Here is a 24,861-nt window from a genome sequence, read left to right on the forward strand (position 1 = left end):
GGGTGTAGGTGGGTGCGGGGAGGGCTTTGCGGTCGAGTTTGCCGTTGGGGGTGAGGGGGAGGGCGTCGAGGGTGACGTAGGCGGTGGGCACCATGTAGTCGGGGAGCCGGCCGCGCAGGGCGGCGGTCGTGGCCTCGGCGTCGTATTCGTCGGTGGTGACGATGTAGGCGACGAGTCGTTGGTCGCCGGGGGTGTCTTCGCGGAGTTGGACGGTGGCCTGGCTGATACCCGGCTGGTTGTTGAGGGTGGTGTCGATTTCGCCGAGTTCGATGCGGTGGCCACGGAGTTTGATCTGGTGGTCGGTGCGGCCGTCGTAGGTGAGGTGGCCGTGGTGATTCCAGTGGGCGAGATCGCCGGTGCGGTAGAGCCGGGTGCCGGGGTCGCCGAAGGGGTTGGCCACGAACCGCTCGGAAGTCAGGGCGGGGCGTCCGTGGTAGCCGCGGGCGAGTTGTTCACCGGCGAGGTAGAGCTCGCCTGTGATGCCGGGGGGCACGGGTCGTAGGGCGGCGTCGAGTACGTAGACCTGGGTGTTGGCGAAGGGCCGTCCGATGGGGACGGAGCCCTCTTCCGTGCCGTCGAGGTGGTGGTCGGTGATGTTGACGGTGGATTCGGTGGGTCCGTAGGCGTTGATGATCTGGACGTGGGGGTGCTGGGTCCGCCAGGTGGCGAGGTGGTCGGTGTGCAGTGCCTCGCCGCCGAGGATGAGGGTGTGGGAGGGAGAGGCGGTTTCGGGGAGGGTGGTGAGCAGGGGGAGGTGGCTGGGGGTGGCCTTGATGAGAGTCGGTTGTGTCACCGTCTCTTCGAGGCTGGTGAGGTGGACGGTTCCGCCGGCGGTGAGGGGTGTCCAGAGGGCGGTGATGGTGAGGTCGAAGGCGAGGGGGGAGTGCAGGACGGTGTCGCCGTTCATGGCGGTGTAGGTGGTGCGGGCCCGGTGGAGGTAGGTCGCGAGGGCGTGGTGTTCGATGATGACGCCCTTGGGGCGGCCGGTGGAGCCGGAGGTGTAGATCATGTAGGCGGCGTGGCGTGGTGACCACGGGCTACGGCGCTCTGTGTCGGTGAGCGTCGTGGTGGGGTGTCCGGCGTACTGCTCTTCGGGTATCGGCTCGGTGAGGGTCAGGGCCGGTCGTGCGTCGTCGAGGATGTAGGTGATGCGCTCGGCGGGATAGTCCGGGTCGATGGGCAGGTAGGCGGCACCGGTCTTGAGGACGGCGAGCATGCTGGTGATGGCGTCGAGTGACTTCGGGAGTGTGATCGCGACGAAGTCCTCGGCTCCCACGCCTTGTTCCAGCAGGTGCCGGGCGAGTTGGTTGGCGCGGGCGTCCAGTTCGGCGTAGGTGAGGGAGGTGTCCCCACAGGCCACGGCGGTCGTGTCCGGGGTGCGGTGGGCCTGCTCGGTGATCAGTTCGTGCAGCGGTGTCCCGGGGAGTTCGGTACGGGCGCCGTTCCATTCGACCAGGACCCGTTGCCGCTCGGCCGGGTCGAGGGTGTCCAGGCGGGCCACCGGGATGTCGGAGTCGGTGACCAGGGCCTCAAGGACCCGCAGCATCCGCCGGCCGAAGTCGCGGGCGTACTCCTCGTCGTAGAGGTCGGGGCGGTAGTCCACGCGGAAGGACAACTCCGCCCCGCGCATCGTCGCGACGACGTTGACGGCGAAGTGGGTGCCGCCCTTGATGTCCGCCGAGGCCACCCGGAGCCGGTCGGGCTCGGAGGCGGCGGTGAGGTCGCCGTCCTCGACCGGGTAGTTCTGGAAGACCATGGCGGTGTCGAAGAGTTCGCCGTGTCCGGCCCAGCGCTGGATGTCGGCGAGTCCGGCCCACTGGTGGTCCAGGAGGCGGGCCTGTTCGGCCTGGAGGCGGCGGAAGAGGTCGCCCAGTGGCTCGGCGTGGTCGAGGCGGGCGCGGACGGGCAGGGTGTTGATGAAGAGCCCGATCATCGACTCGACGCCGGGCAGCTCGGGCGGGCGGCCGGAGACGGTGGCGCCGAAGACGACGTCGTCGCGGCCGGTCGCCTGGGCGAGGGCGAGTGCCCAGGCGCCCTGCACCACGGTGTTCATGGTCACCCCCTGGCCCCGCGCCCAGGCCGCCAGCGCACCGCTGACCTCGGGATCCACGGTGAACGACACGTGCTCGGGCGCGGTGGACGCCGCCGACCCGGCCGGGGCGAGGAGGGTGGCCTCGTCGAGGCCGGAGAGGGACTCCTGCCAGGCGGTCCGGGCGGCCTCCCGGTCGCGGGCGTCGAGCCAGGCCAGGTACTCGCGGTACGGGCGGACCCGGGGGAGTGCCGCGGGATCGCCACCGGAGGCGTACAGCGCCATCAGCTCGCGCAGCAGGACCGGCATGGACCAGCCGTCGAGCACGATGTGGTGGTTGGTCATCACCAGCCGGACGTGGCCGGCGGAGAGCCGGATCGCCGTGAAGCGCAGCAGCGGCGGGCGGCCGAGGTCGAAGCGGCGGGCGCGGTCGGCGGCGGCGAGCCGGTCGGCCTCGGGGCCGCGCTCGTCCTCGGGCAGCGCGCTCAGGTCGGCGTCCTGCCACGGCAGGTCGACGTCGTGCAGGACGAGTTGGGCCCAAGCCCCGTTCTTGCGCTGCCGGAACCCGGCCCGCAGGTTGGCGTGCCGGCGCAGCAGGGCCTCGGCCGCCGCGCGCATCCGGGCGCCGTCGAACGGGCCCTCCAGGTCGAAGGCGACCTGGCCGACGTAGAGGTCGGGCCCCTCCGTGTGCAGCAGCCCGAGGAACACGAAGCCCTCTTGCAGCGGGGAGAGCGGAAGAATGTCCTCGATCTTGCTACGCGAACGAGACGGTTGCTGGCTCACTGCTCAATCTCCCACTCGGACTCAAGGTCGGACTCGAACTCCTCGATCTCGGACTGACTCAGCGAGTCGAGGGTCACGTCGGAGGGCGTCAGGCCGCCCGCGCCGGGACGGCCGGCATGTTCCACCAGGGCTTCCAGTGCCCGGAACCAGTGCTCGGCCAGGAGCCGGGCGTCGTGATCGGGGACCAGGCGGCGTGCGTAGGTCCATTCCGCGCGCAGTCGGGGGCCGTCCGCTCCCTCGTGCACGACCGCGCTGATCTCCACCGCGTGGGCCATCGGCGCCGCCGGTCGCGACGCGGCCACCCCGCCGCCGGTCACGGTCCACGGCTCAGGGGCGCCGGTGGCCGGGGCGACCCGTCGGCCCAGATAGTTGAAGCCGAAGTCGGGCTCGGGGAGGCTCGCCAGGCGAGGCCCGGTGGTGGGGTTGAGGTGGCGCAGCAGGCCGAAGCCGATGCCGTCGCCCGGCACGGCCCGTATCTGCTCCTTGACCTGCTTGAGGCCGTCCTGGAGCGCGTCGCCGTCCTGGTGCAGCCGCCCCCAGTCGGTGACGTCCGGGGCCAGTCGTACCGGATGGAGGGCGGTGAACCAGCCCGCCGTGCGGCTGAGTTCGGCGCCCGGCACGGCGTCCTCGTGCCGGCCGTGGCTCTCCAGGTCGACCACGACGGGCGCGTCCGGGTCGTCACCGCGCCCGCGCCGCCACTCGGCGACGGCGAACGCGAAGGCGGTCAGCAGAACGTCGTTCACACTGGCGTTGACGCTCCCCGGCACCTGCGTGAGCAGGGCCTCGGTCGTGGGCGAGGGCAGGTCGAGGCCGACGCGTCCGGCTTCGCCCTGGACATCGCGCGCACGGTCCAGCCGCAGCGCGCCCGCCCCGGCGAGCGTGTGCTCCCAGTGGGTGATCTCCGCCTCGACCCTGGGGTCGGTGGCGAGCCGTTCCAGGGAGGTGGCCCACTGCCGCCACGAGGTGCCCACGGGTGCCGGTTCGGCGCCCCGGTACGCCGTCGCGAGGTCCGGCACGACGATGCTCCACGTCACCGAGTCGACCACCAGGTGGTGGGCGACCAGGACCAGTACGCCGGCCCGTTCGGCCCCGCGGTCCACGAGCACCGCCTGGAGCATGCGGCCCTCGGCAGGTGCGAGGCGGTCCCGCGCGGCTCGGGCCACTTCCGCGACCAGGCCGTCGAGGTCGTCGGCGCCGGGCGACCCGGTGACGACGCGGAGCACGTCCGCCGCCGGCACACTGCCCGGTCCACGCACCTCGGCGCTTCCGTCGGGGCGGACCAGCAGTCGCAGCGCGTCATGGTGGTCCAGCACGCTCTGGAGGGCCCCGGCCAGTCTGTCGCCGTCCACCGCGGGCGGCAGGGAGACCACGACGGACTGGTTGAAGTCGTCACCGCCCAGACCGAGTTCGGCGACCCGGGCCATCACCGGGGTCAGCGGGACCGGACCGTGCGGCGGCACCTCGTCGACCTCCGGGTGGGCGTCGCCGTCCCGCTCGGCCAGGGCCGCGGCCAGCTCGGCCGTCGACTGGTACTCGAAGACGTCGCGGACGGCGAGGGGCAGTCCGGCCGCGCGGGCCCGGCTGACGAGCTGGATGGACAGGATGCTGTCGCCGCCCAGGTCGAAGAACCCGTCGTCGATGCCGACCGTGGACAGGCCCAGTACCTCGGCGAAGAGCGTGCACAGCAGCTCCTCGGCGGGGGTGCGGGCGGCCCGCCCGGTGGACGCCGCCGCGTAGTCGGGTGCGGGCAGCGCCTTGCGGTCCAGCTTGCCGTTGACGGTCAGCGGCAGGGCGTCGAGGACCACGAAGGCCGACGGCACCATGTAGTCGGGCAGCGCCTGGCGGGCGAAGGCGCGCAGCGCGTCCGGGCCCGCCTCGCCGGCCCGGCCCTCTGCGGCCACCACGTAGGCGACCAGGCGCCGGTCGCCGGGCCGGTCCTCGCGGACGACGACGGCGGCCTGGGCCAGCTCGGGACGCGTGGACAGGACCGTCTCGATCTCGCCCAGCTCCACCCGGAAGCCGCGGATCTTGACCTGGTCGTCCGCGCGGGCCAGGTACTCCAGCTCGCCCGCCGGGTTGTAGCGGACCAGGTCGCCGGTGCGGTACATCCGCTCGCCGGACCCGCCGTACGGATCGGCGACGAACCGCTCGGAGGTCAGGTCGGGGCGGCCCAGGTAGCCGCGCGCCAGGCCGGTGCCGGAGATGAACAGCTCGCCCGGCACCCCGGCGGGCACCGGCTGGAGGTACTGGTCGAGCACGTACGCCCGGGTGTTCCCCGTCGGACGGCCGACCGGCAGGCTGCCGCGGGCCGCGTACGGCGCCCGGACCTCGTGCTGCGTCACGCACAGCGTCGTCTCCGTCGGCCCGTACAGGTGGCGCAGCACGGTCCGCGGGGCGTGCTCCAGCACCCGGGCGACCGCGGCGGGCGAGACCACGTCACCGCCGGTCAGCACCTCCCGCACCCCGGCGAAACACTCCGGCGCCTCCTCGGCGACGACCCGGAAGAAGCCCGCGGTGAGGTGGATCGCGGTGATGTCGTGAGCGGCGATCAGATCGGTGACGGCGGCCGCGTCCAGGTGCCCGGGCGGTGCCACGACGACCGTTCCGCCGGAGACCAGCGGCACCCACATCTCGTAGCAGGACACGTCGAACGCGTGCGGGGCGTGCAGCAGCACCCGCTCGTGGGCATCCGGCCGCCAGCAGTGGTCGCGGACCAGGTCCACGACTCCGCGATGGGTGACCGCCACGCCCTTCGGCACCCCGGTGGATCCGGAGGTGTACATCACGTACGCGAGATCCTGCGGGCACAGCCCCACGTCCGGTACGCCGTCGACGTACCCGGACCCGGGCGGGGCGCCGAACTCGTCGACCACCATGACCCGCGCACCCAGTTCCCCGGCCCGTGCCGCCTCGGCCCGGTCGGCCAGGACGAGCGTCGCCGCGGTGTCCGCCACCACGTGCCGCATCCGGTCGAGGGGATACGTGTCGTGCAGTGGTACGTAGGCGCCGCCCGCCCTGCTGATGGCCAGGGTCGCCACCACGTGGGCCAGGGACCGCTCCATCAGCATGACCACGGGCGTCCCCGGCCGCACCCCCTGCTGCCGCAGCACCCGGGCGAGACGGGTGGTGCGGGCGTCGAGTTCGGCGTAGGACACCGTCGTCGCGCCCTGCACCAGGGCGGGCGCGTCGGGCGTACGCAGCACCTGCGCCGCGAACAGCTCGGGGAGCGTCGCGTCCAGGTCCTCCAGCGCGGTCCCGGCCCCCTCGCCGAGCAACCGGTGGCGTTCGGTGCCGGCCAGCACCGGTACGTGGGACAGCCGGACACCGGGGTCGGTGACGACCGTCTCCAGGACCCGCACGAACCGCTCCACCAGGGAACGTGCCGTCGACCGGTCGAACAGATCGGTCCGGAAGTCCAGCGCTCCCGTGAGTCCGGTGCTCCGGCCCTCGCCGTCCCGGGTCTCGGCCAGCGCGAAGGCCAGGTCGACCTTGGCCGCACCGAGCCGGCTGCGTTCCACGCCGACCCGAAGCCCCGGCAGGGCGAGCGAGGCGTCCGGGTCCGTGTCGGCCGTGCTCAGGATGAGCATGACCTGGAAGAGGGGGTGGTGGGCCAGCGTCCGGACCGGGTTGAGCGCCTCCACCAGCCGCTCGAAGGGCAGGTCCTGGTGGGCGTAGGCGGCCAGGTCGGTACGGCGCGTCTTCTCCAGCAGATCCCGGAAGGTGGGGTTGCCGCTGGTGTCGGTGCGCAGGACCAGCGTGTTGACGAAGAAGCCGACGAGGTTCTCCGTCGCGCCGTCCGTGCGGCCCGCGACCGGCGTGCCGATCGGGATGTCCTCACCCGCGCCCAGCCGTGTCAGCAGCGCGGCGAGTGCCGCCTGCACCACCATGAACGTACTCGAGTGCGTGCTCCTGGCCAGCTCCGTCAACCGCGCGTACAGGCCCGCGTCGAGCGAGAACGCGACCCGGTCGCCGTCCTGGGCGGCGACGGCCGGCCGGGGCCGGTCGGTGGGCAGCTCCAACTGCTCCGGCAGCCCGGCCAGCCGATCCTTCCAGTGGGCGAGCTGCCGGCCGGCCGCGCTGTCGGCGTCGGCCTCGTCCCCGAGAACCTCCCGCTGCCACAGCGCGTAGTCGGCGTACTGGACGGGCAGCGGCTCCCAGGCCGGCGCGTCGCCCGCACACCGCGCCGTGTAGGCGGCGGCGAGGTCCTGCCCCAGCGGCGTGCGGGACCAGGCGTCGGTGGCGATGTGGTGGATGAGGAGCAGCAGCACGTGCTCCCGCTCCGAGATCCGGAACAGTGTCGCCCGCACCGGAATCCCGGCCGTGAGGTCGAACGCGTGGTGAACGGCCCCGGAGAGCCGCGCGTCCAGCTCACCTTCCTCGGTGTCGACCACGACCAGCGGCAGCAGCCCGGGCTCCCACTCCCGAATCACCTGCCGGGGCCCCTGTTCGTCCTCGGTGTAGGTGGTGCGCAGGCTCTCGTGCCGGGCGAGCAGGTCGTTGATCGCCGCGTGCAGGGCGTCGTGGTCGAGGGTGCCGGTGAGGCGGAGGGTGGTGGGGATGTTGTAGGTCGCCGAGGGGCCTTCGAGCTGGTGGAGGAACCAGAGGCGCTGCTGGGCGTAGGAGAGCGGGATGCGCTCGGGACGCGGCTGCGCGGTGAGCGCGGCCCGCGCACCGTCGGCCTGGTCGAGCGCACCCGAGAGCCCGGCGATCGTCGGCGTCTCGAAGAACTGCCGCACGGACAGCTCGACGTGCAGTGCGGTGCGGACGCGGCTGACGAGGCGGGTGGCGAGAAGGGAGTGTCCGCCGAGGTCGAAGAAGTTGTCGTCGATGGTGACGCGGTCCACGCCGAGTACTTCGGCGAAGAGGGTGCAGAGGATTTCTTCGCGGGGGGTGCGGGGGGTTCGTCCGGTGGTTGTGGGGGTGTAGGTGGGTGTGGGGAGGGCTTTGCGGTCGAGTTTGCCGTTGGGGGTGAGGGGGAGGGCGTCGAGGGTGACGTAGGCGGTGGGGCGCATGTAGTCGGGGAGGGCGTGGGCGACTGCGTCCCGGAGGGTGGTCTCGTCGTATTCGTCGGTGGTGACCAGGTAGGCGACGAGTCGCTGGTCGCCGGGGGTGTCTTCGCGGAGTTGGACGGTGGCTTGGGTGATGCCGGGCTGGTTGTTGAGGGTGGTGTCGATTTCGCCGAGTTCGATGCGGTGGCCGCGGAGTTTGATCTGGTGGTCGGTGCGGCCGTCGTAGGTGAGGTGGCCGTGGTGGTTCCAGTGGGCGAGGTCGCCGGTGCGGTAGAGCCGGGTGCCGGGGTCGCCGAAGGGGTTGGCCACGAACCGCTCGGAAGTCAGGGCGGGGCGTCCGTGGTAGCCGCGGGCGAGTTGTTCTCCGGCGAGGTAGAGCTCTCCTGTGATGCCGGGGGGTACGGGGCGCAGGGCGGCGTCGAGTACGTAGACCTGGGTGTTGGCGAAGGGCCGTCCGATCGGGACGGGGCCGTCAGGTGTGTCTTCGTTTACCTGGTGGTCGGTGATGTTGACGGTGGATTCGGTGGGTCCGTAGGCGTTGATGACCTGGACGTGGGGGTGCTGGGCACGCCAGGTGGCGAGGTGGTCGGTGTGAAGTGCTTCCCCGCCGAGGATGAGGGTGTGGGAGGGGGAGGCCGTCTCCGGCAGGGTGGTGAGCAGGGGGAGGTGGCTGGGGGTGGCCTTGATGAGAGTTGGTTGTGTCACCGTCTCTTCGAGGCTGGTGAGGTGGACGGTTCCGCCGGCGGTGAGGGGTGTCCAGAGGGCGGTGATGGTGAGGTCGAAGGCGAGGGGGGAGTGCAGGACGGTGTCGCCGTTCATGGCGGTGTAGGTCCTGCGGGCCCGGTGGAGGTAGGTGGCGAGGGCGTGGTGTTCGATGATGACGCCCTTGGGGCGGCCGGTGGAGCCGGAGGTGTAGATCATGTAGGCGGCATGGCCTGGTGACCACGGGCTACGGCGCTCTGTGTCGGTGAGCGTCGTGGTGGGGTGTCCGGCGTACTGCTCTTCGGGTATCGGCTCGGTGAGGGTCAGGGCCGGTCGTGCGTCGCCGAGGATGTAGTCGATGCGCTCGGCGGGGTAGTCCGGGTCGATGGGCAGGTAGGCGGCACCGGTCTTGAGGACGGCCAGCATGCTGGTGATCGCGTCGAGCGACTTCGGCAGTGCGATCGCGACGAAGTCCTCGGCTCCCACACCCTGTTCCAGCAGGTGCCGGGCGAGCTGGTTGGCGCGGGCGTCCAGTTCGGCGTAGGTGAGGGAGGTGTCCCCGCACACCACGGCGGTCGCGTCCGGGGTGCGGTGGGCCTGCTCGGTGATCAGTTCGTGCAGCGGTGTGCCGGGGAGTTCGGTACGGGCGCCGTTCCAATCGACCAGGACCCGTTCCCGCTCGGCCGCGTCCATCAGGTCGATCGTGCCGATCGGCCGGTCCGGAAGCGCGGTGGCCGCCTCCAGCACCCGGAGGAACCGGTCCGCGATGGCCTGGGCGGAGTCACGGTCGAGGAGTTCCGTACTGAAGTCCAGCGCCGCTTCGATGCCTTGCGGCCGGCGTGACGCGTCGAAGGACTCCGCGAACCCGAACGAGAGGTCGAACTTCGACGAGGTCCGCTGCACCTCCCGGAGCGTGACAGCGAGCCCCGGAAGGCCGGCGATGTCCTTCAGCGCGCCCTCGTGGTCCGTGTTGTTGAAGGTCAGCAGAACCTGGAAGAGCGGGTGATGGGACAACGTCCGGGTCGGATTGAGCGCCTCGACCAGCCGCTCGAAGGGCAGGTCCTGGTGGGCGTAGGCGGCGAGGTCGGTGTCGCGCACGCGGTCGAGGAGCCGGCGGAAGGACGGATCACCGGCCGTGTCCGTGCGAAGGACCAGCGTGTTGATGAAGAGCCCGATCAGGTCGTCGGCGGCGTCGTCCGTGCGCCCCGCGACGGGCGTGCCGATCGGGATGTCCTCACCCGCACCGAGACGCGTGAGCAGGACCGCGACCGCCGCCTGGATCACCATGAACGCACTGGTGTTGGTGGCGCGCGCCAGCTCCGTCAGCCGTGCGTGCAGCTCTGCCGGCACGGTGAACGGAATGCGGTCGCCCGAGTACCCCGCGACGGCCGGCCGGGGCCGGTCGGTGGGGAGGTCGAGCTGCTCGGGCAGGTCGGCCAGTTGTTGCTTCCAGTAGTCGAGCTGGCGGCCCGCCAGGCTGCCGGAGTCGGTCTCGGCGCCGAGGATTTCCTGCTGCCAGAGCGCGTAGTCCGCGTACTGGACGGCCAGCGGAGCCCACGCGGGCGCCTCGCTGCGGACGCGCGCCGCGTAGGCGGCGGTGAGGTCCTGGGCGAGGGGCGCCCGGGACCAGGCGTCGCTGGCGATGTGGTGGATGAGGAGCAGCAGCACGTGCTCCCGCTCCGACACCCGGAACAGCGAGGTGCGTGCGGGGAGTTCCTGAGCCAGGTCGAAGCGGTGGCCCACGGCCTCGTCGAGCCGGGCGCCGACCTCTTCCTCGGTCACGTCGACGACCGTGAAGGGCGTCGAGGCGGCCTCGACGGGCAGCACGATCTGGTATGCGCCTTGCTCGTCCTCGGTGAAGACCGTGCGCAGGCTCTCGTGCCGGGCGACGACATCACCGATCGCCGCGCGCAGGGCCTCCACGTCCAGGGTGCCGTCGAGACGCAGCGTGAGCACGGTGTTGTAGGTCGCCGAGGGGCCTTCGAGCTGGTGGAGGAACCAGAGGCGCTGCTGGGCGTAGGAGAGCGGGATGCGCTCGGGACGCGGCTTCGCGGTGAGTGCGGTGCGGACGGTGCCGGAGGTGTCGAGGGCGTCGGCGAGTCCCGCCACGGTCGGCGTCTCGAACAGTTGCCGGATGGAGAGTTCGACGTGCAGTGCGGTGCGGGTGCGGCTGACGAGGCGGGTGGCGAGGAGGGAGTGTCCGCCGAGGTCGAAGAAGTTGTCGTCGATGGTGACGCGGTCGACGCCGAGTACTTCGGCGAAGAGGGTGCAGAGGACTTCTTCGCGGGGGGTGCGGGGGGTTCGTCCGGTGGTTGCGGAGGTGTAGGTAGGTGCGGGGAGGGCTTTGCGGTCGAGTTTGCCGTTGGGGGTGAGGGGGAGGGCGTCGAGGACGACGTAGGCGGTGGGCACCATGTAGTCGGGGAGCCGGCCGCGCAGGGCGGCGGTCGTGGCCTCGGCGTCGTATTCGTCGGTGGTGACGATGTAGGCGACGAGTCGTTGGTCGCCGGGGGTGTCTTCGCGGAGTTGGACGGTGGCCTGGCTGATACCCGGCTGGTTGTTGAGGGTGGTGTCGATTTCACCGAGTTCGATGCGGTGGCCGCGGAGTTTGATCTGGTGGTCGGTGCGGCCGTCGTAGGTGAGGTGGCCGTGGTGGTTCCAGTGGGCGAGGTCGCCGGTGCGGTAGAGCCGGGTGCCGGGGTCGCCGAAGGGGTTGGCCACGAACCGCTCGGAAGTCAGGGCGGGGCGTCCGTGGTAGCCGCGGGCGAGTTGTTCACCGGCGAGGTAGAGCTCTCCTGTGATGCCGGGGGGCACGGGGCGCAGGGCTGCATCGAGTACGTAGACCTGGGTGTTGGCGAACGGCCGTCCGATCGGGACGGAGCCCTCTTCCGTGCCGTCGAGGTGGTGGTCGGTGATGTTGACGGTGGATTCGGTGGGTCCGTAGGCGTTGACGACCTGCACATGGGGGTGCTGGGCACGCCAGGCCGTCAGGTGGTCGGTGTGCAGTGCCTCCCCGCCCAGGATGAGGGTGTGGGAGGGAGAAGCCGTCTCCGGCAGGGCGGTGAGCAGGGGGAGATGGCTGGGGGTGGCCTTGATCAGGCTCGGTTGCGCCACCGTCTCTTCCAAGCTCGTCAGGTGGACCGTTCCGCCGGCGGTGAGAGGCGTCCACAGGGCGGTGATGGTGAGATCGAAGGCGAGGGGGGAGTGCAGGACGGTGTCGCCGTTCATGGCGGTGTAGGTGGTGCGGGCCCGGTGGAGGTAGGTCGCGAGGGCGTGGTGTTCGATGATGACGCCCTTGGGGCGGCCGGTGGAGCCGGAGGTGTAGATCATGTAGGCGGCGTGGCGTGGTGACCACGGGCTACGGCGATCCGCATCCGTCAGGGGCCCGTGGGGACGGTTCTCGTAGTCCGCGGAGTTCACCGGCTCGGTGAGGGTGAGGGCCGGTCGTGCGTCGCCGAGGATGTAGTCGATGCGCTCGGTGGGGTAGTCCGGGTCGATGGGCAGGTAGGCGGCGCCGGTCTTGAGGACGGCGAGCATGCTGGTGATCGCGTCGAGCGATTTCGGCAGTGTGATCGCGACGAAGTCCTCGGCTCCCACACCCTGTTCCAGCAGGTGCCGGGCGAGCTGGTTGGCACGGGCGTCCAGTTCGGCGTAGGTGAGGGAGGTGTCCCCACAGGCCACAGCGGTCGCGTCCGGTGTCCGGTGGGCCTGCTCGGTGATCAGTTCGTGCAGCGGTGTCCCGGGGAGTTCGGTACGGGCGCCGTTCCATTCGACCAGGACCCGTTCCCGCTCGGCCGGGTCGAGGGTGTCCAGGCGGGCCACCGGGATGTCGGAGTCGGTGACCAGGGCCTCAAGGACCCGCAGCATCCGGTCCGCCAGTGAGCGGACGAGGTCGCCGGGGCAGGTGTCCGCGCGGTGGTCGAGGCGCAGCCGCAGGGCGTCGTCGCGGGTGTGGGCCACGAGGTTGACGGCGAAGTCCGTGCTCTCGACCGCGTCGTAACCGGCCACCCGCAGCCCGTCGAGCTGGCGGCTCGTCGTGTCGGCGCTCACCGGGTAGTTCTGGAAGACCATGGCGGTGTCGAAGAGTTCGCCGTGTCCGGCCCAGCGCTGGATGTCGGCGAGTCCGGCCCACTGGTGGTCCAGGAGGCGGGCCTGTTCGGCCTGGAGGCGGCGGAAGAGGTCGCCCAGGGGTTCGGCGTGGTCGAGGCGGGCGCGGACGGGCAGGGTGTTGATGAAGAGCCCGATCATCGATTCGACGCCGGGCAGCTCGGGCGGGCGGCCGGAGACGGTGGCGCCGAAGACGACGTCGTCGCGGCCGGTCGCCTGGGCGAGGGCGAGTGCCCAGGCGCCCTGCACCACGGTGTTCATGGTCACCCCATGCCCCCGCGCCCAGGCGGAGAGGGCGGCCGTGGCGTCGCGGTCCAGGCCGAAGGGGACGCTCAGGGGCGCCGCCTCGGCCGGGCCGGCGCCCGGGGCGAGAAGGGTGGCCTCGTCGAGGCCGGACAGGGACTCCTGCCAGGCGGTCCGGGCGGCCTCCCGGTCGCGGGCGTCGAGCCAGGCCAGGTACTCGCGGTACGGGCGGACCCGGGGCAGACTCACGGGGTCGCCGCCGGAGACGTACAGCTCGGTCAGTTCCTGCCAGAGCAGGGGCATGGACCAGCCGTCGAGCAGGATGTGGTGGTTGGTCATCACCAGGCGGACGCGGTCGGCGGAGAGCCGGATCGCGGTGAAGCGCATCAGCGGCGGGCTGGTGAGGTCGAACCGGCGTTCCCGGTCGTCGGCGGCCAGACGCGCGGCCTCCGTGTCCCGCTCGTTCTCGGCGCGGTCGGTCAGGTCGTACTCCCGCCAGTCCGGGGCGACGTCGGCGGGCACCACCTGCACCCACGCGCCGGACCCGGTCTGCCGGAACCCGGCCCGCAGGTTGGCGTGCCGGCGCAGCAGGGCGTGGGCCGCCGCGCGCATCCGGGCGCCGTCGAAGGTGCCCTCCAGGTCGAAGGCGAGCTGGCCGACGTAGACGTCGCGGGCGTTCTCGTCGTACAGGTTGAGGAAGAGGAAGCCCTCCTGGAGGGGGGCGAGGGGCAGGACGTCCTGAAGGCCGGGGAGGTCGCTCTCCAGGTGCTCGATCTCGTCCTGGCCGAGCGTCGGGTGCGCGATGTCCGAGGGGGTGAGGCCGCCTGCGCCGGGCTGCCGGGCCTCCTCGACGAGGCGGCGCAGCATCCGGAACCAGGCGTCGGCCAGCCGCTGGGTTTCCTCGGTCTCCAGCTCGGTGCGGGAGTAGGTCCAGCGGGCACGCAGCCGGGTGCCGTCGGCGGTTTCGCGGGCGACGGCGTTCACGTCCACGGGGTGGGCCAGTGGCATGGCGCCGTCGATGCCGGCGACGTCGCCGCCCTCGATGGTCCACGGGTCCTCGTCGGAGCCCTCCTGGCCGATCTGACCGAGGTAGTTGAAGCCGAACTCGGGGACGGGCAGCGCGGCGAGGACGTCCCGGGTGCGAGGGTTGAGGTGGCGCAGCAGGCCGTAGCCGAGGCCGTCGCCCGGTACGGCGCGCAGCTGCTCCTTGACGGCCTTCAGCGTCCGGATCGCCGATACGTCACCGGAGGCGGCGGGCGGGGCCAGCCGGATCGGGTACATCGACGTGAACCACCCTGCCGTGCGGCTGAGTTCGGCGCCCGGGACCGCCTCCTCGTGCCGGCCGTGGCTCTCCAGGTCGACGACGACGGGTGCGGAGGGGTCCTCGGCGCGGCCGTGCCGCCACTGGGCGACGGCCAGGGCGAAGGTGCTCAGGAGCACGTCGTTGATGGTCGCGCGGCAGACGCCGGGGACCCAGGTGAGCAGGGCCTCGGTGGTGTCCGCGTCGAGCTCGGCGGTGATCTCGCCCGCGGTCGCGTGGGTGTCCCGCGCGGGGTCCACGCGCAGGGCGCGCGGGGTGTCGCCGAGTACCGAACGCCAGTGTTCCAGCTCCTCCTCGGTCCGCGGCTGCCCGGCGAGGTCGGTGAGGGCCAGCGCCCACCGGCGCCACGGTGTGCCCACGGGTGCCAGGGCGTCGCCGGCGTAGGCGGCCGCCAGGTCCGGGATGAGGATGCGCCAGGTGACGCCGTCCATGACCAGGTGGTTGGCGACCAGGACGAGCAGACCGTCCTGGGCGGCGCCCCGGTCCAGCCAGACCGCCTGGAGCATGCGGCCGTCCGCCGGAGCCAGGCGGGACCGGGCCGCCCTCGCCTGCTCGGTGACCGCCGAGCGCACGGCGGACTCGTCCAGGCCCACGGCGTCGAAGCGGACCAGGCAGTCGGCCGGTGTCACGGAGCCCGGCTCCGGAACCTCGATGGTCCAGTCGCCGGCCACCCGCATGCGCAGCGCGTCGTGACGGTCCAGCACGGCCCGCAGGGCGGTACCGAGCCGGTCGAAGTCGAGAGCCGCGGGCACACGCAGGACCAGTGACTGGTTGAACTCCGCCATGTCGGAGCCGAGGTCCGCGAACCAGCCCATCATCGGGGTGCGGGGCGTCGGGCCGTAGGCGGGGACGTCCGTGTCCCGCGCGGAGCGGTCCGGGCCCGCCCCTTCGGCGGCCGACCGGGCCAGCAGCGCGGGCGTCTGGTGCTCGAAGACGTCCCGTACGGACAGGACCAGGCCCGCCGCGCGGGCGCGGCCGACGAGCTGGATGGAGAGGATGCTGTCCCCGCCCAGGTCGAAGAAGCCGTCGTCGACGCCGGCCGACTCCACGCCGAGGATCTCGCCGAACAGCTCGACCAGCAGCCGCTCGCGCGGGTCGCGGGCGGCCCGGCCCGAGGTGCGGGCGGAGTAGTCGGGGGCGGGCAGTGCCTTGCGGTCCAGCTTGCCGTTGATCGTCAGGGGCAGCGCGGCCAGCACGACGAACGCCGTCGGGATCATGTGGTCGGGCAGGGTCTCGCGCAGTTCGGCGCGGAGAGCGGCGGTGTCCACGGTGCGGCCGGGCTCGGGCACGACGTAGGCCACGAGCCGCCGGTCGCCGGGCCGGTCCTCCCGTACGATCACGGCGGCCCGCGCCAGGTGCGGGCGCTCGGTGATGACCGCCTCGATCTCGGTGGGCTCGATCCGCAGGCCGCGGATCTTGACCTGGGTGTCGACGCGGCCCAGGTACTCCAGTTCGCCGTCCGGCAGCCAGCGCACCAGGTCGCCGGTGCGGTAGAGCCGGGTGCCGGGGTCGCCGAAGGGGTTGGCCACGAACCGCTCGGAAGTCAGGCCGGGGCGGGCGTGGTAGCCGCGGGCCAGGTGCGGTCCGGCGGCGTACAGCTCCCCGGGCACACCGGGCGGGACCGGGCGCAGGGCCGCGTCCAGCACGTAGACGGCGGTGTTGGTGACGGGGGAGCCGATGGGCGGGGTGTGGGGGCCGGACAGCGGCCCGCTCATGGTGGAGCAGACCGTGGTCTCGGTGGGACCGTAGGAGTTGAGCATCGTACGGCCCGGCGACCAGCGTTCCACCAGCTCGGGCGGGATCGCCTCGGCGCCCACGACGAGGGTCAGGCCCTCGGGCAGGGACCCCTCGGGCAGCAGTCCGAGGACGGAGGTCGTCAGGCTCAGGTGGGTCGCCGCGTGCCGGGTCGCCAGCTCGGCCAGCTCCGGTCCCGGCGTGGTCTCCTGCGGCGCCACGACCAGGGCGGCGCCGGTGAGCAGCCCCATCGCCAGCTCCCAGAACGAGGCGTCGAAGCTCGGCGAGAGATGCTGGAGCACCTTGCTGCCCGGGCCCGCCGCGCAGTCGCGGGTGAAGATGTCCACGAGGCCGGGCAGGCCGGTGTGGGTGACGACGACGCCCTTGGGGCGGCCCGTCGTACCCGAGGTGTAGATCATGTACGCGGGGTGCTCGGGGCGCAGCGGGGCCGGCCGGTCGGCGTCGGTGACGTCGTGGCCCGGGAGCGCGGCGAGGGCCGAGGCGGTCCCGGCGTCGTCGAGCAGGAGGACGGGCGTCCCCGTGTCCGGGAGTCCGGCGGCCAGGGCGGACGTGGTGACGACGAGGGTGGGCGACGCGTCGCGGACGAGGTGGGTGATGCGCTCGGCGGGGTAGGCCGGATCGACGGGAAGGTAGGCCGCGCCCGCCTTGAAGGCGGCGAGCGCCGAGACGACCAGGTCTGCCGAGCGGGGCAGGGCGACCGCCACGAACCGCTCGGGGCCCGCGCCCAGTTCGAGGAAGCGGCGGGCCAGCCGGTTGGCACGCTCGTTGAGTTCACCGTAGGTCAGGGTTCCGTCCGCGGACTCGACGGCGAGGTGGTCCGGGCGGTCGGCGGCGTGCTCGGCGACGTAGTCGGCGAAGGTGCGGTCCACCGGACTGCGGGGCGTGTCGTTCCACTCGACCAGGACGCGGTCCAGTTCCCGGGAGCTGAGCACGTCCACCTCGCCGATGCGCCGGCCGGGATCGGCGACCAGCGCGGCCAGGAGCCGCAGGAACCTCTCCACCAGCAGCGCGACCGTGCCCTCGTCGAACAGGTCCGCGCTGTACTCGGCCGCGCCCACCAGTCCGGCGGGGGTGCCGTCGGCGTCGCGGTGCTCGGCGAGTTCCAGGGCGAGGTCCAGCTTGGCGACGCCGGTGGTCACGTCCAGCAGGCGCACGCCGAGGCCGGTGGTGGCGAGCGCCGCGAGGGCGTCCTGCTGGGTGGTGTCCAGGCTCAGCAGCACCTGGAAGAGCGGGTTGTGGGAGAGCGACCGGGTCGGCGAGAGGACGTCCACCAAGTGCTCGAAGGGCAGGTCCTGGTGGTCGTAGGCGCTCAGGTCGGTGTCCCGCACCCGGTCGAGGAGCTGCCGGAAGGTGGGGTCGCCGCTCGTGTCGGTGCGCAGCACCAGGGTGTTGACGAAGAAGCCGACGACCTGGTCCACGGCGTCGTCGCCGCGGCCCGCCACCGGGGTGCCCAGGGGGATGTCGTCGCCCGCGCCCAGCCGGGTCAGCAGGGCCGCCAGGGCCGCCTGGAGCACCATGAAGACGCTGGTGCGGGACTCCCTGGCCAGAGCCACCGCGCCACGGTGCAGGTCGGCGGGGACGGTCAGCGGGACCCGGCCGCCGCGGTGCGAGGCGACGGCCGGCAGCGGCCGGTCCGCGGGCAGTTCGACCCGGTCGGGCAGCCCGGCCAGGGCCTGCTTCCAGTACGCGAGCTGCCGGCCGGCGGGGCTGGTGGCGTCGGAGGCGTCCCCGAGCGAGGCGCGCTGCCACAGGGCGAAGTCCGCGTACTGCACGGGCAGCGGCGCCCAGTCGGGGGCGTGGCCGGCCGCGCGGGCCGTGTAGGCGGCGGCCAGGTCGCGGACCAGCGGGCCGAGGGACCAGCCGTCGCCGGCGATGTGGTGGACCATCAGCAGCAGCACGTGCTCGTCGGTGCCGAGCCGGAACAGCTCCGCGCGCACCGGGATGTCGGTCGTCAGGTCGAAGCAGTGCCGGGCGGCCTCTTCGAGCCGGCGGTCGAGCAGGTCCTCGGTGAGGTCGGTGACCGGCAGTTCGAAGCGCACGGACGCGGCGTCGAGGACGGTCTGCCGGGCGCCCCGCGCGTCCTCCGTGAAGACGGTCCGCAGGCTCTCGTGGCGTACGACGACGTCCCGGAAGGCCGCGCGCAGCGCCCGGGGGACGAGGGCGCCCGTCAGCCGCAGCGCGCCGGTGATGTTGTAGGTGGGGGAGGGGCCTTCGAGCTGGTGCAGGAACCACAGCCGCTGCTGGGCGTAGGACAGGGGCAGCCGCTCCGGGCGCGCCCCGGCCGTCAGCGCCGCCCCGGCCCGCTCGGCCCCGTCTAGGGCGGCGGAGAGCCCGGCGACGGTCGGGCTCTCGAACAGCCGGCGCACGGACAGTTCGACGCCCAGGGTGCTGCGGATACGGGCGGCCAGCCGGGTCGCGAGCAGTGAGTGGCCGCCGAGGTCGAAGAAGCTGTCGTCCACGGTCAGCCGGGGTACCCCGAGGACCTCGGCGAACAGCGAGCACAGGATCTCCTCGCGCGGCCCGCGCGGGGCGCGTCCGGTGACCTGCCCCGCGTGGGAGGGGGCGGGCAGCGCCTTGGCGTCGAGCTTGCCGTTGGGCGTCAGCGGGAGCGCGTCCAGCGTGACGAACGCCGACGGCAGCATGTGGTCGGGGAGGTGCCCGGCGGCGTGGTCGTGCAGTGCGCGGGCGGTCGTGCCGGTGCCGGTCACCACGTACGCGACGAGCCGCGGGTCGCCCTGGACGTCCTCCCGCGCCACCACGGCGACGTCGTCGACGGCGGGGTGGGCGGCGAGCACGGCCTCGATCTCGCCGGGCTCGATGCGGAAGCCGCGGATCTTCACCTGCTGGTCGGCGCGGCCCAGGTAGTCCAGGCCGCCGTCGGTGCGGCGCCGGGCCAGGTCGCCGGTGCGGTACATGCGGGTGCCGTGCTCGCCGAACAGGGCGGCGTACGGGTCGGCGGGGAAGCGGTCCGCGGTGAGCGCCGGGCGGCCCAGGTAGCCGCGGGCCAGTCCCGCGCCGGCCACGTACATCTCGCCGGTGACGCCGGGCGCGGTGGGGCGCAGCCGGTCGTCGAGGACGTAGACGCGCAGGTCGGGGATGTTGACGCCGATCGTGCTCGCCGACGCGGCCGCGGCCGTGGCCCGGTCCAGGGCGATGTGCGAGACGTGCACGGTGGTCTCGGTGATGCCGTACATGTTGACCAGGGCCGGCGCGTCCTCGGCGTGCCGTTCGTACCAGTCGGCCAGCCGGGACAGGTCCAGGGCCTCACCGCCGAACACCACCGTGCGCAGGGCGAGTTCCTCGCGGCTCTCCCGGTCTGCGGCGGCCAGTTGGTGGAACGCGGACGGCGTCTGGTTGAGGACGGTGACCCGCTCGCGGGCGAGCAGGGACAGGAAGGCGGCGGGGTCCCGGCTGACGTCGTGCGGGACGACGACGAGCCGGCCGCCGTGCAGCAGCGGACCCCACAGCTCCCACACCGAGAAGTCGAAGGCGTACGAGTGGAACAGCGTCCACACGTCGTGCTCGTCGAAGCCGAACCACTGCTCGGTGGCGGAGAAGAGCCGCACGACGTTGCGGTGCGGCACGGCCACACCCTTGGGGCGGCCGGTCGAGCCGGAGGTGTAGATGACGTAGGCGGTGTCCCTCGGGTCGAGGGGCCTGATCCGCTCGCTCTGCGCGAGGTCGGTGGCAGGGTAGGCCCGCGTCGCGTCGCCGTCCGGGTGCGCCGGGTCGTCGCCGAGGACGACGAGGGGCACCTCGTGGGCGGGCAGGCGGTCGGCGGTGGCGCGGTCGGTGAGCAGAGCGGCGGGGGCGGAGTCGGACAGCGCGTGGGCGAGTCGGTCGGCCGGGTAGCCGGGGTCCAGCGGGACGTAGGCGGCGCCCGACTTGACCACCGCGAGCAGCGCCACGACCAGCTCGGCCGAGCGGGGCAGGGCGAGGGCGACCAGCGCGTCGGGGCCGATGCCGCGCGCCGTCAGCAGCCGGGCCAGGCGGTTGGCCCGGGCGTTGAGGTCGGCGTAGGAGAGCGAGGTGCCTTCGAAGGTCAGCGCGGTGCGACCCGGGTGCCGGGCGGCCTGCCGCTCGAACAGCTCGGGCAGCGTGGCGGTGACGGGTGCGGGGGAAACGGGGGCGCCGTCCGGCCGGTTGGCCGCCACCAGCAGGTCGTGGTGTTCGCCGGGGAGGAGCACGTCGACGTCGCCGAGCCGTGCGCCCGGGTCGGCGGCGACCTCCGTGAGCAGCCGCAGCAGCCGCTCGGTGAGGGTGCGGACGCTCGCGGTGTCGAACAGTTCGGTGCTGAACTCCACCGCGAGGTCCAGCCCGGCGTGCCCGCCCTCCGCGTCCCGCCGCTCGTCGAAGGCGAACACGAGGTCGAACCGGGACAGCCCGGTGTGCACCGGCAGCAGCGACGTGCTGATCCCGGGCAGCCTGCCGAGCTCGCCCAAGGCGTCCTGCCGGCTGGTGTCGAAGGTCAGCATCACCTGGAACAGCGGGTGGTGGGAGGTGGCCCGGTCCGGGTTGACCGCCTCCACGAGTCGCTCGAAGGGCACGTCCTGGTGGGCGTAGGCGGCCAGGTCGCCCTCGCGGACGCGACCGAGCAGTTCGCGGAAGGTGGGGTCACCGCCGGTGTCGGTGCGCAGCACGAGCGTGTTGACGAAGAAGCCGACCAGGTTCTCCACCGCCGCGTCGGTGCGGCCCGCGATGGTCGAGCCGATCGGTACGTCCGTGCCGGCGCCGAGCCGCGTCAGCAGCCCCGCGAGCGCGGCTTGGAGCACCATGAAGACGCTGGTCCGGGTCTCGCCGGCCAGCGCGGCGAGCGAGCGGTGCAGGCCGGCGGGCACCGTCACGTCGAGGCGGGCGCCGGAGTTGTCGCGGCGCACGGGGCGCGGCCGGTCGGTGGGCAGCTCCAGCCGCTCCGGCAGTCCGGCGAGCGCCGCGCGCCAGTGCGCGAGCTGCCGGGCGCCCTCGCCGCCGCCCTCGCCCCCGGCCTCGCTCCCCGTCTCGTCGTCGCCCGTGCCGAGCAGTTCGCGCTGCCAGAGCGTGTAGTCGGCGTACTGCACCGGCAGCGGCGCCCAGTCGGGGGCCCGGCCGGCCGACCGGGCGGCGTAGGCGGTGCCGAGGTCACGGGCGAGGGGCGCCAGCGACCAGCCGTCGCCCGCGATGTGGTGCAGGACGAGCAGCAGGACACGTTCCTCGGGCGCCACCCGCAGCAGCGTGGCCCGCAGCGGCACGTCCCGCGTGAGGTCGAAGCAGTGCCGCGCGGTGCGCGCGAGGTCGTCGGCCAGCCGCTCCGGGGCGCTGTCCAGCGTCTCCAGACGGGACGGGACCTGTTCGGGGGCCAGGATCACCTGGTGGGGGCCGTGCGCGTCCTCGGCGAAGACCGTGCGCAGGCTCTCGTGCCGGGCCACCACGTCCGCGAGGGCGTCCGAGAGCGCGGCCTCGTCCACCCGGCCGGAAAGCCGCAGTGCCGCCGGGATGTTGTACAGCGGCGAGGGCCCCTCGTACTGGTGGATGAACCACAGGCGCCGCTGCGCGAAGGACAGCGGCAGCCGCTCGGGGCGCGGCCGGGCGGTGACCGCCGCGCGGGTCCGCCCGGTCTCCTCCAGCGCCGGGGCCAGCTCCGCCACGCTCGGCGACTCGAAGACCCGCTGGATCGGCACCTCCGCGCCGGCGGTGGAGCGGATGCGGCTGATCAGCCGGGTGGCGAGCAGCGAGTGGCCGCCCAGTTCGAAGAAGTCGTCGTCCACGCCGACCTCGTCGACGCCCAGCACCTCGGCGAACAGCGTGCGCAGCAGCTCCTCGTGCGGCGTGCGCGGGGCCCGTCCGCCGGACCGCTCGGTGCGCGCGGGTGCGGGCAGGGCCCGGCGGTCGAGCTTGCCGTTGGGGGTGACCGGCAGCCGGGGCAGGGTGACGAAGGCGGCGGGCACCATGTAGCCGGGCAGCAGCTCGCGCAGGCGCGCGGTGAGCGGGGCGGCGTCCGCCTCCGAGCCGGGCGCGGGAACGGTGTAGGCGACGAGGCGCTGGTCGCCGGGCCGGTCCTCGCGCAGCACGACGGCGGCCTGGTCGACCTCCGGCTGCCGTACCAGCGCCGCCTCGATCTCGCCGAGTTCGATGCGGAAGCCGCGCAGCTTGACCTGGTGGTCGGCGCGGCCGAGGTAGTCGAGGCTGCCGTCGTGGTTCCAGCGCGCGAGGTCGCCGGTGCGGTACATCCGGCTGCCGGGAACTCCGTGCGGGTCGGCGGTGAAGCGTTCGGCGCTGAGGCCGGGACGGCCCAGGTAGCCGCGGGCGAGCTGCACGCCGGCGATGTACAGCTCGCCGGGCACACCGGCCGGGACCGGGCGCAGTGCGGCGTCGAGCACGTACATCCGGGTGTTCCACACCGGGCGCCCGATCGGCACCGGACCGTCGCCGGTGTCCTCGGCGCACGGCCAGTACGTCACGTCGACGGCGGCCTCGGTGGGCCCGTACAGGTTGTGCAGCGGTACGTCCGACACGGAGCGGAATCGGGCGCGCAGCTCCGCCGAGAGGGCCTCACCGCTGCAGAACACCCGGCGCAGTCCGCTCAGCGAGGCCGCGGACGGCTCCCGCAGGAACACGTCGAGCATCGACGGCACGAAGTGCAGGGTGGTCACGCCCGCGCGTCGGACGGTGTCGGCCAGGTAGGCCGGGTCCAGGTGGCCCTCGGGCCGGGCCACGACCAGCGTGGCGCCCTGGACGAGGGGCCAGAAGAACTCCCACACGGACACGTCGAAGCCGGAGGGTGTCTTCTGCAGCACCCGGTCGGACGGTTCCAGGCCGTAGGTGTCCTGCATCCAGGCCAGGCGGTTGACGATCGCCCGGTGGGAGACGACCACGCCCTTGGGGCGCCCGGTGGACCCGGAGGTGTAGATGACGTAGGCCGGGTGGTCGGGGCCGGGCGCGGTCGCGGGTGCGGTCGAGGCGGTTTCCGGGACGGCGGCCGGGCCGTCGAGGAGCAGCCGGGGCGTGCCGTCCTGCGGCAGCCGCTCCTCGGCGTCCCGCGTGGTCAGGACGAGCATCGCGCCCGCGTCCCGCAGGATGTGCGCGATGCGGTCGGCCGGATAGCCGGGGTCGACGGGCACGTACGCCGCGCCCGACCTGAGCACCGCGAGGAGCGCCACGACCAGCTCGGTCGACCGGGGCACGGCGACCGCGACGAAGCGCTCCGGGCCCGCGCCCCGGGCGGTCAGCGCACGGGCCAGCCGCTCGGCGCGTGCGTCGAGTTCGGCGTACGTCAGGGAGGTGCCCTCGTAGACGACGGCCTCGTGCTCCGGGGTGCGCGCGGCCCGCGCGGCGAGCAGCTCGGGCAGGGTCGCGGCGGGCACCTCGCGCGCGGTGTCGTTCCATCCGTCGAGGACGAGGTCCCGCTCGTCGGGCGTGAGCAGCGCGACGTCGTCGACCCTGGCCGCGGGGTCCGCCGCCAGGTCGGCCAGGAACCGGACGAAGCGTTCCTGCAACGAGTCCAGGTCCCGGACGCCGTACACCTGCGGGTTGCCCTCGAAGTCGACGCGGAGGCCGGTCTCGGGGGTACCGGACAGCACGATGGTCAGGTCGGTCGTCGGACCCGAACTGATGCTGCGCATCAGGCCGACCGGACCGCCGAAGTCCACCGGTCTGATGTACGGCATGACGTTGACGGAGGGTCCCGACACCCCCGAGCCGCCCAGCTCCCGGTCGAGGTCCTCGCCGCGGTAGCGGCTGTGCGCCATCAGGCCGCTCATCGCCCCGGACACGTTCTCGACCACCCGCGCGAAGCTGTCGCCGGGGTCCACGGCCAGCCGCAGCGGCAGCCGGTTGGAGACCATGCCGGGCGTCGTCCGGGCGTTCGCGCCGTAGCGGCCGGTGACCGGCACGGACACCACGATGTCCCGGGCGCCCGTCATCCGGTGCACGAAGGCGCCCACGCCGGCGATCACCACGCGCGCCCAGTGCGCGCCGGTCGCCTCGGCGGCCCGGCCGAGCACGCCCGTGCGCTCCGGGCCGAGGGTCAGGCTCCGCACGGTCGGCGCCAGTGCCCGGGCGCCGACCCGGCCGGTGAGCGAGACGGGCTCGGGGCGGTCGGCGAACAGGCCGGTCCAGTACGCCCGGTCCCGCTCGTGCCGCGCCGAGCCGCGATAGGCCACCTCACCGGCGACCATCCGGTCCGTGTCCCCGAAGGAGTGGGCGGGGACCTCGTGCCCGTCCCGCAGCGCCCGGTACACCTCGGCCAGCCGCTCGTAGAACAGCGCCATGCTGGTGCCGTCGATCACGATGTGGTGGACGCCCAGGTAGTACACGTGCCGGCCGCCGCCCAGCGTGAACAGCGCGTGGCTGCTGAGGCCGGGCCGGTCCAGGGACACCGGCGTCGCACGGTCCCGCTCCATCCACCGCTGGGCCTCGCCCTCGGGGTCCGCGTGGTCCGAGAGGTCGATGTGGTGCAGCAGCACGGGCGTGTACGGCACGTGGTCCGGGCCCTCGACGGCGTCCGAACCCTCCGGCGCGGGCGGGCAGTACGCGCGGTACGGGTGGCCGTCCTCGTCGGTGAGGAAGCGGGAGCAGAGCGTCTCCGTCTCGGACACGGTGTGCCGCAGGGCCGTGCTCAGCAGCGCGTGGTCCAGCGGCCCGTCGATCTCCAGGCAGGATCCCGTCTTGTAGTGCGTGCCGCGCGGATCCAGCTGCTGCGCGAGCCACACCTCGTGCTGCGCGCTGGTCAGACCGTGCCGGACCGAAGACTTCTCAGACACCTGTCTCCTCACAATCCTCTGCCGGAACCCCCGGCCTCGCAGTGGCGCGCGGTAAAACAAATACGGTGCAGCCCGGATGGCATTCGACTAAGGGCGAACTGGGACGCTAGCAAGGCCGCGACGAGATGGTCAATATCGTTATCCAAGTGGATAACCGCAGGTAGGAACGTTGATAAC

General features: G+C 73.0%; 1 protein-coding gene and 1 pseudogene (1 of these 2 running past the window's edge). Both read right to left on the reverse strand.

The annotated features are described in order from the left end of the window. Positions 1 to 2,812, reverse strand: a pseudogene (locus ACFZP7_RS27790) (amino acid adenylation domain-containing protein); its annotated part reaches 8,108 nt to the left of the window's first position; the annotation flags it as partial. Further along, on the reverse strand, positions 2,809 to 24,684 hold the full coding sequence (locus tag ACFZP7_RS27795) for a non-ribosomal peptide synthase/polyketide synthase (RefSeq protein WP_385636457.1): 21,876 nt from the start codon (positions 24,682 to 24,684) through the stop codon (positions 2,809 to 2,811). The pseudogene ACFZP7_RS27790 and the gene ACFZP7_RS27795, both read right to left, overlap by 4 nt. Positions 24,685 to 24,861 lie beyond the last annotated feature (177 nt).

This window comes from Streptomyces sp. SudanB5_2050 (genome assembly GCF_964272335.1).
Lineage (GTDB): Bacteria > Actinomycetota > Actinomycetes > Streptomycetales > Streptomycetaceae > Streptomyces > Streptomyces rochei.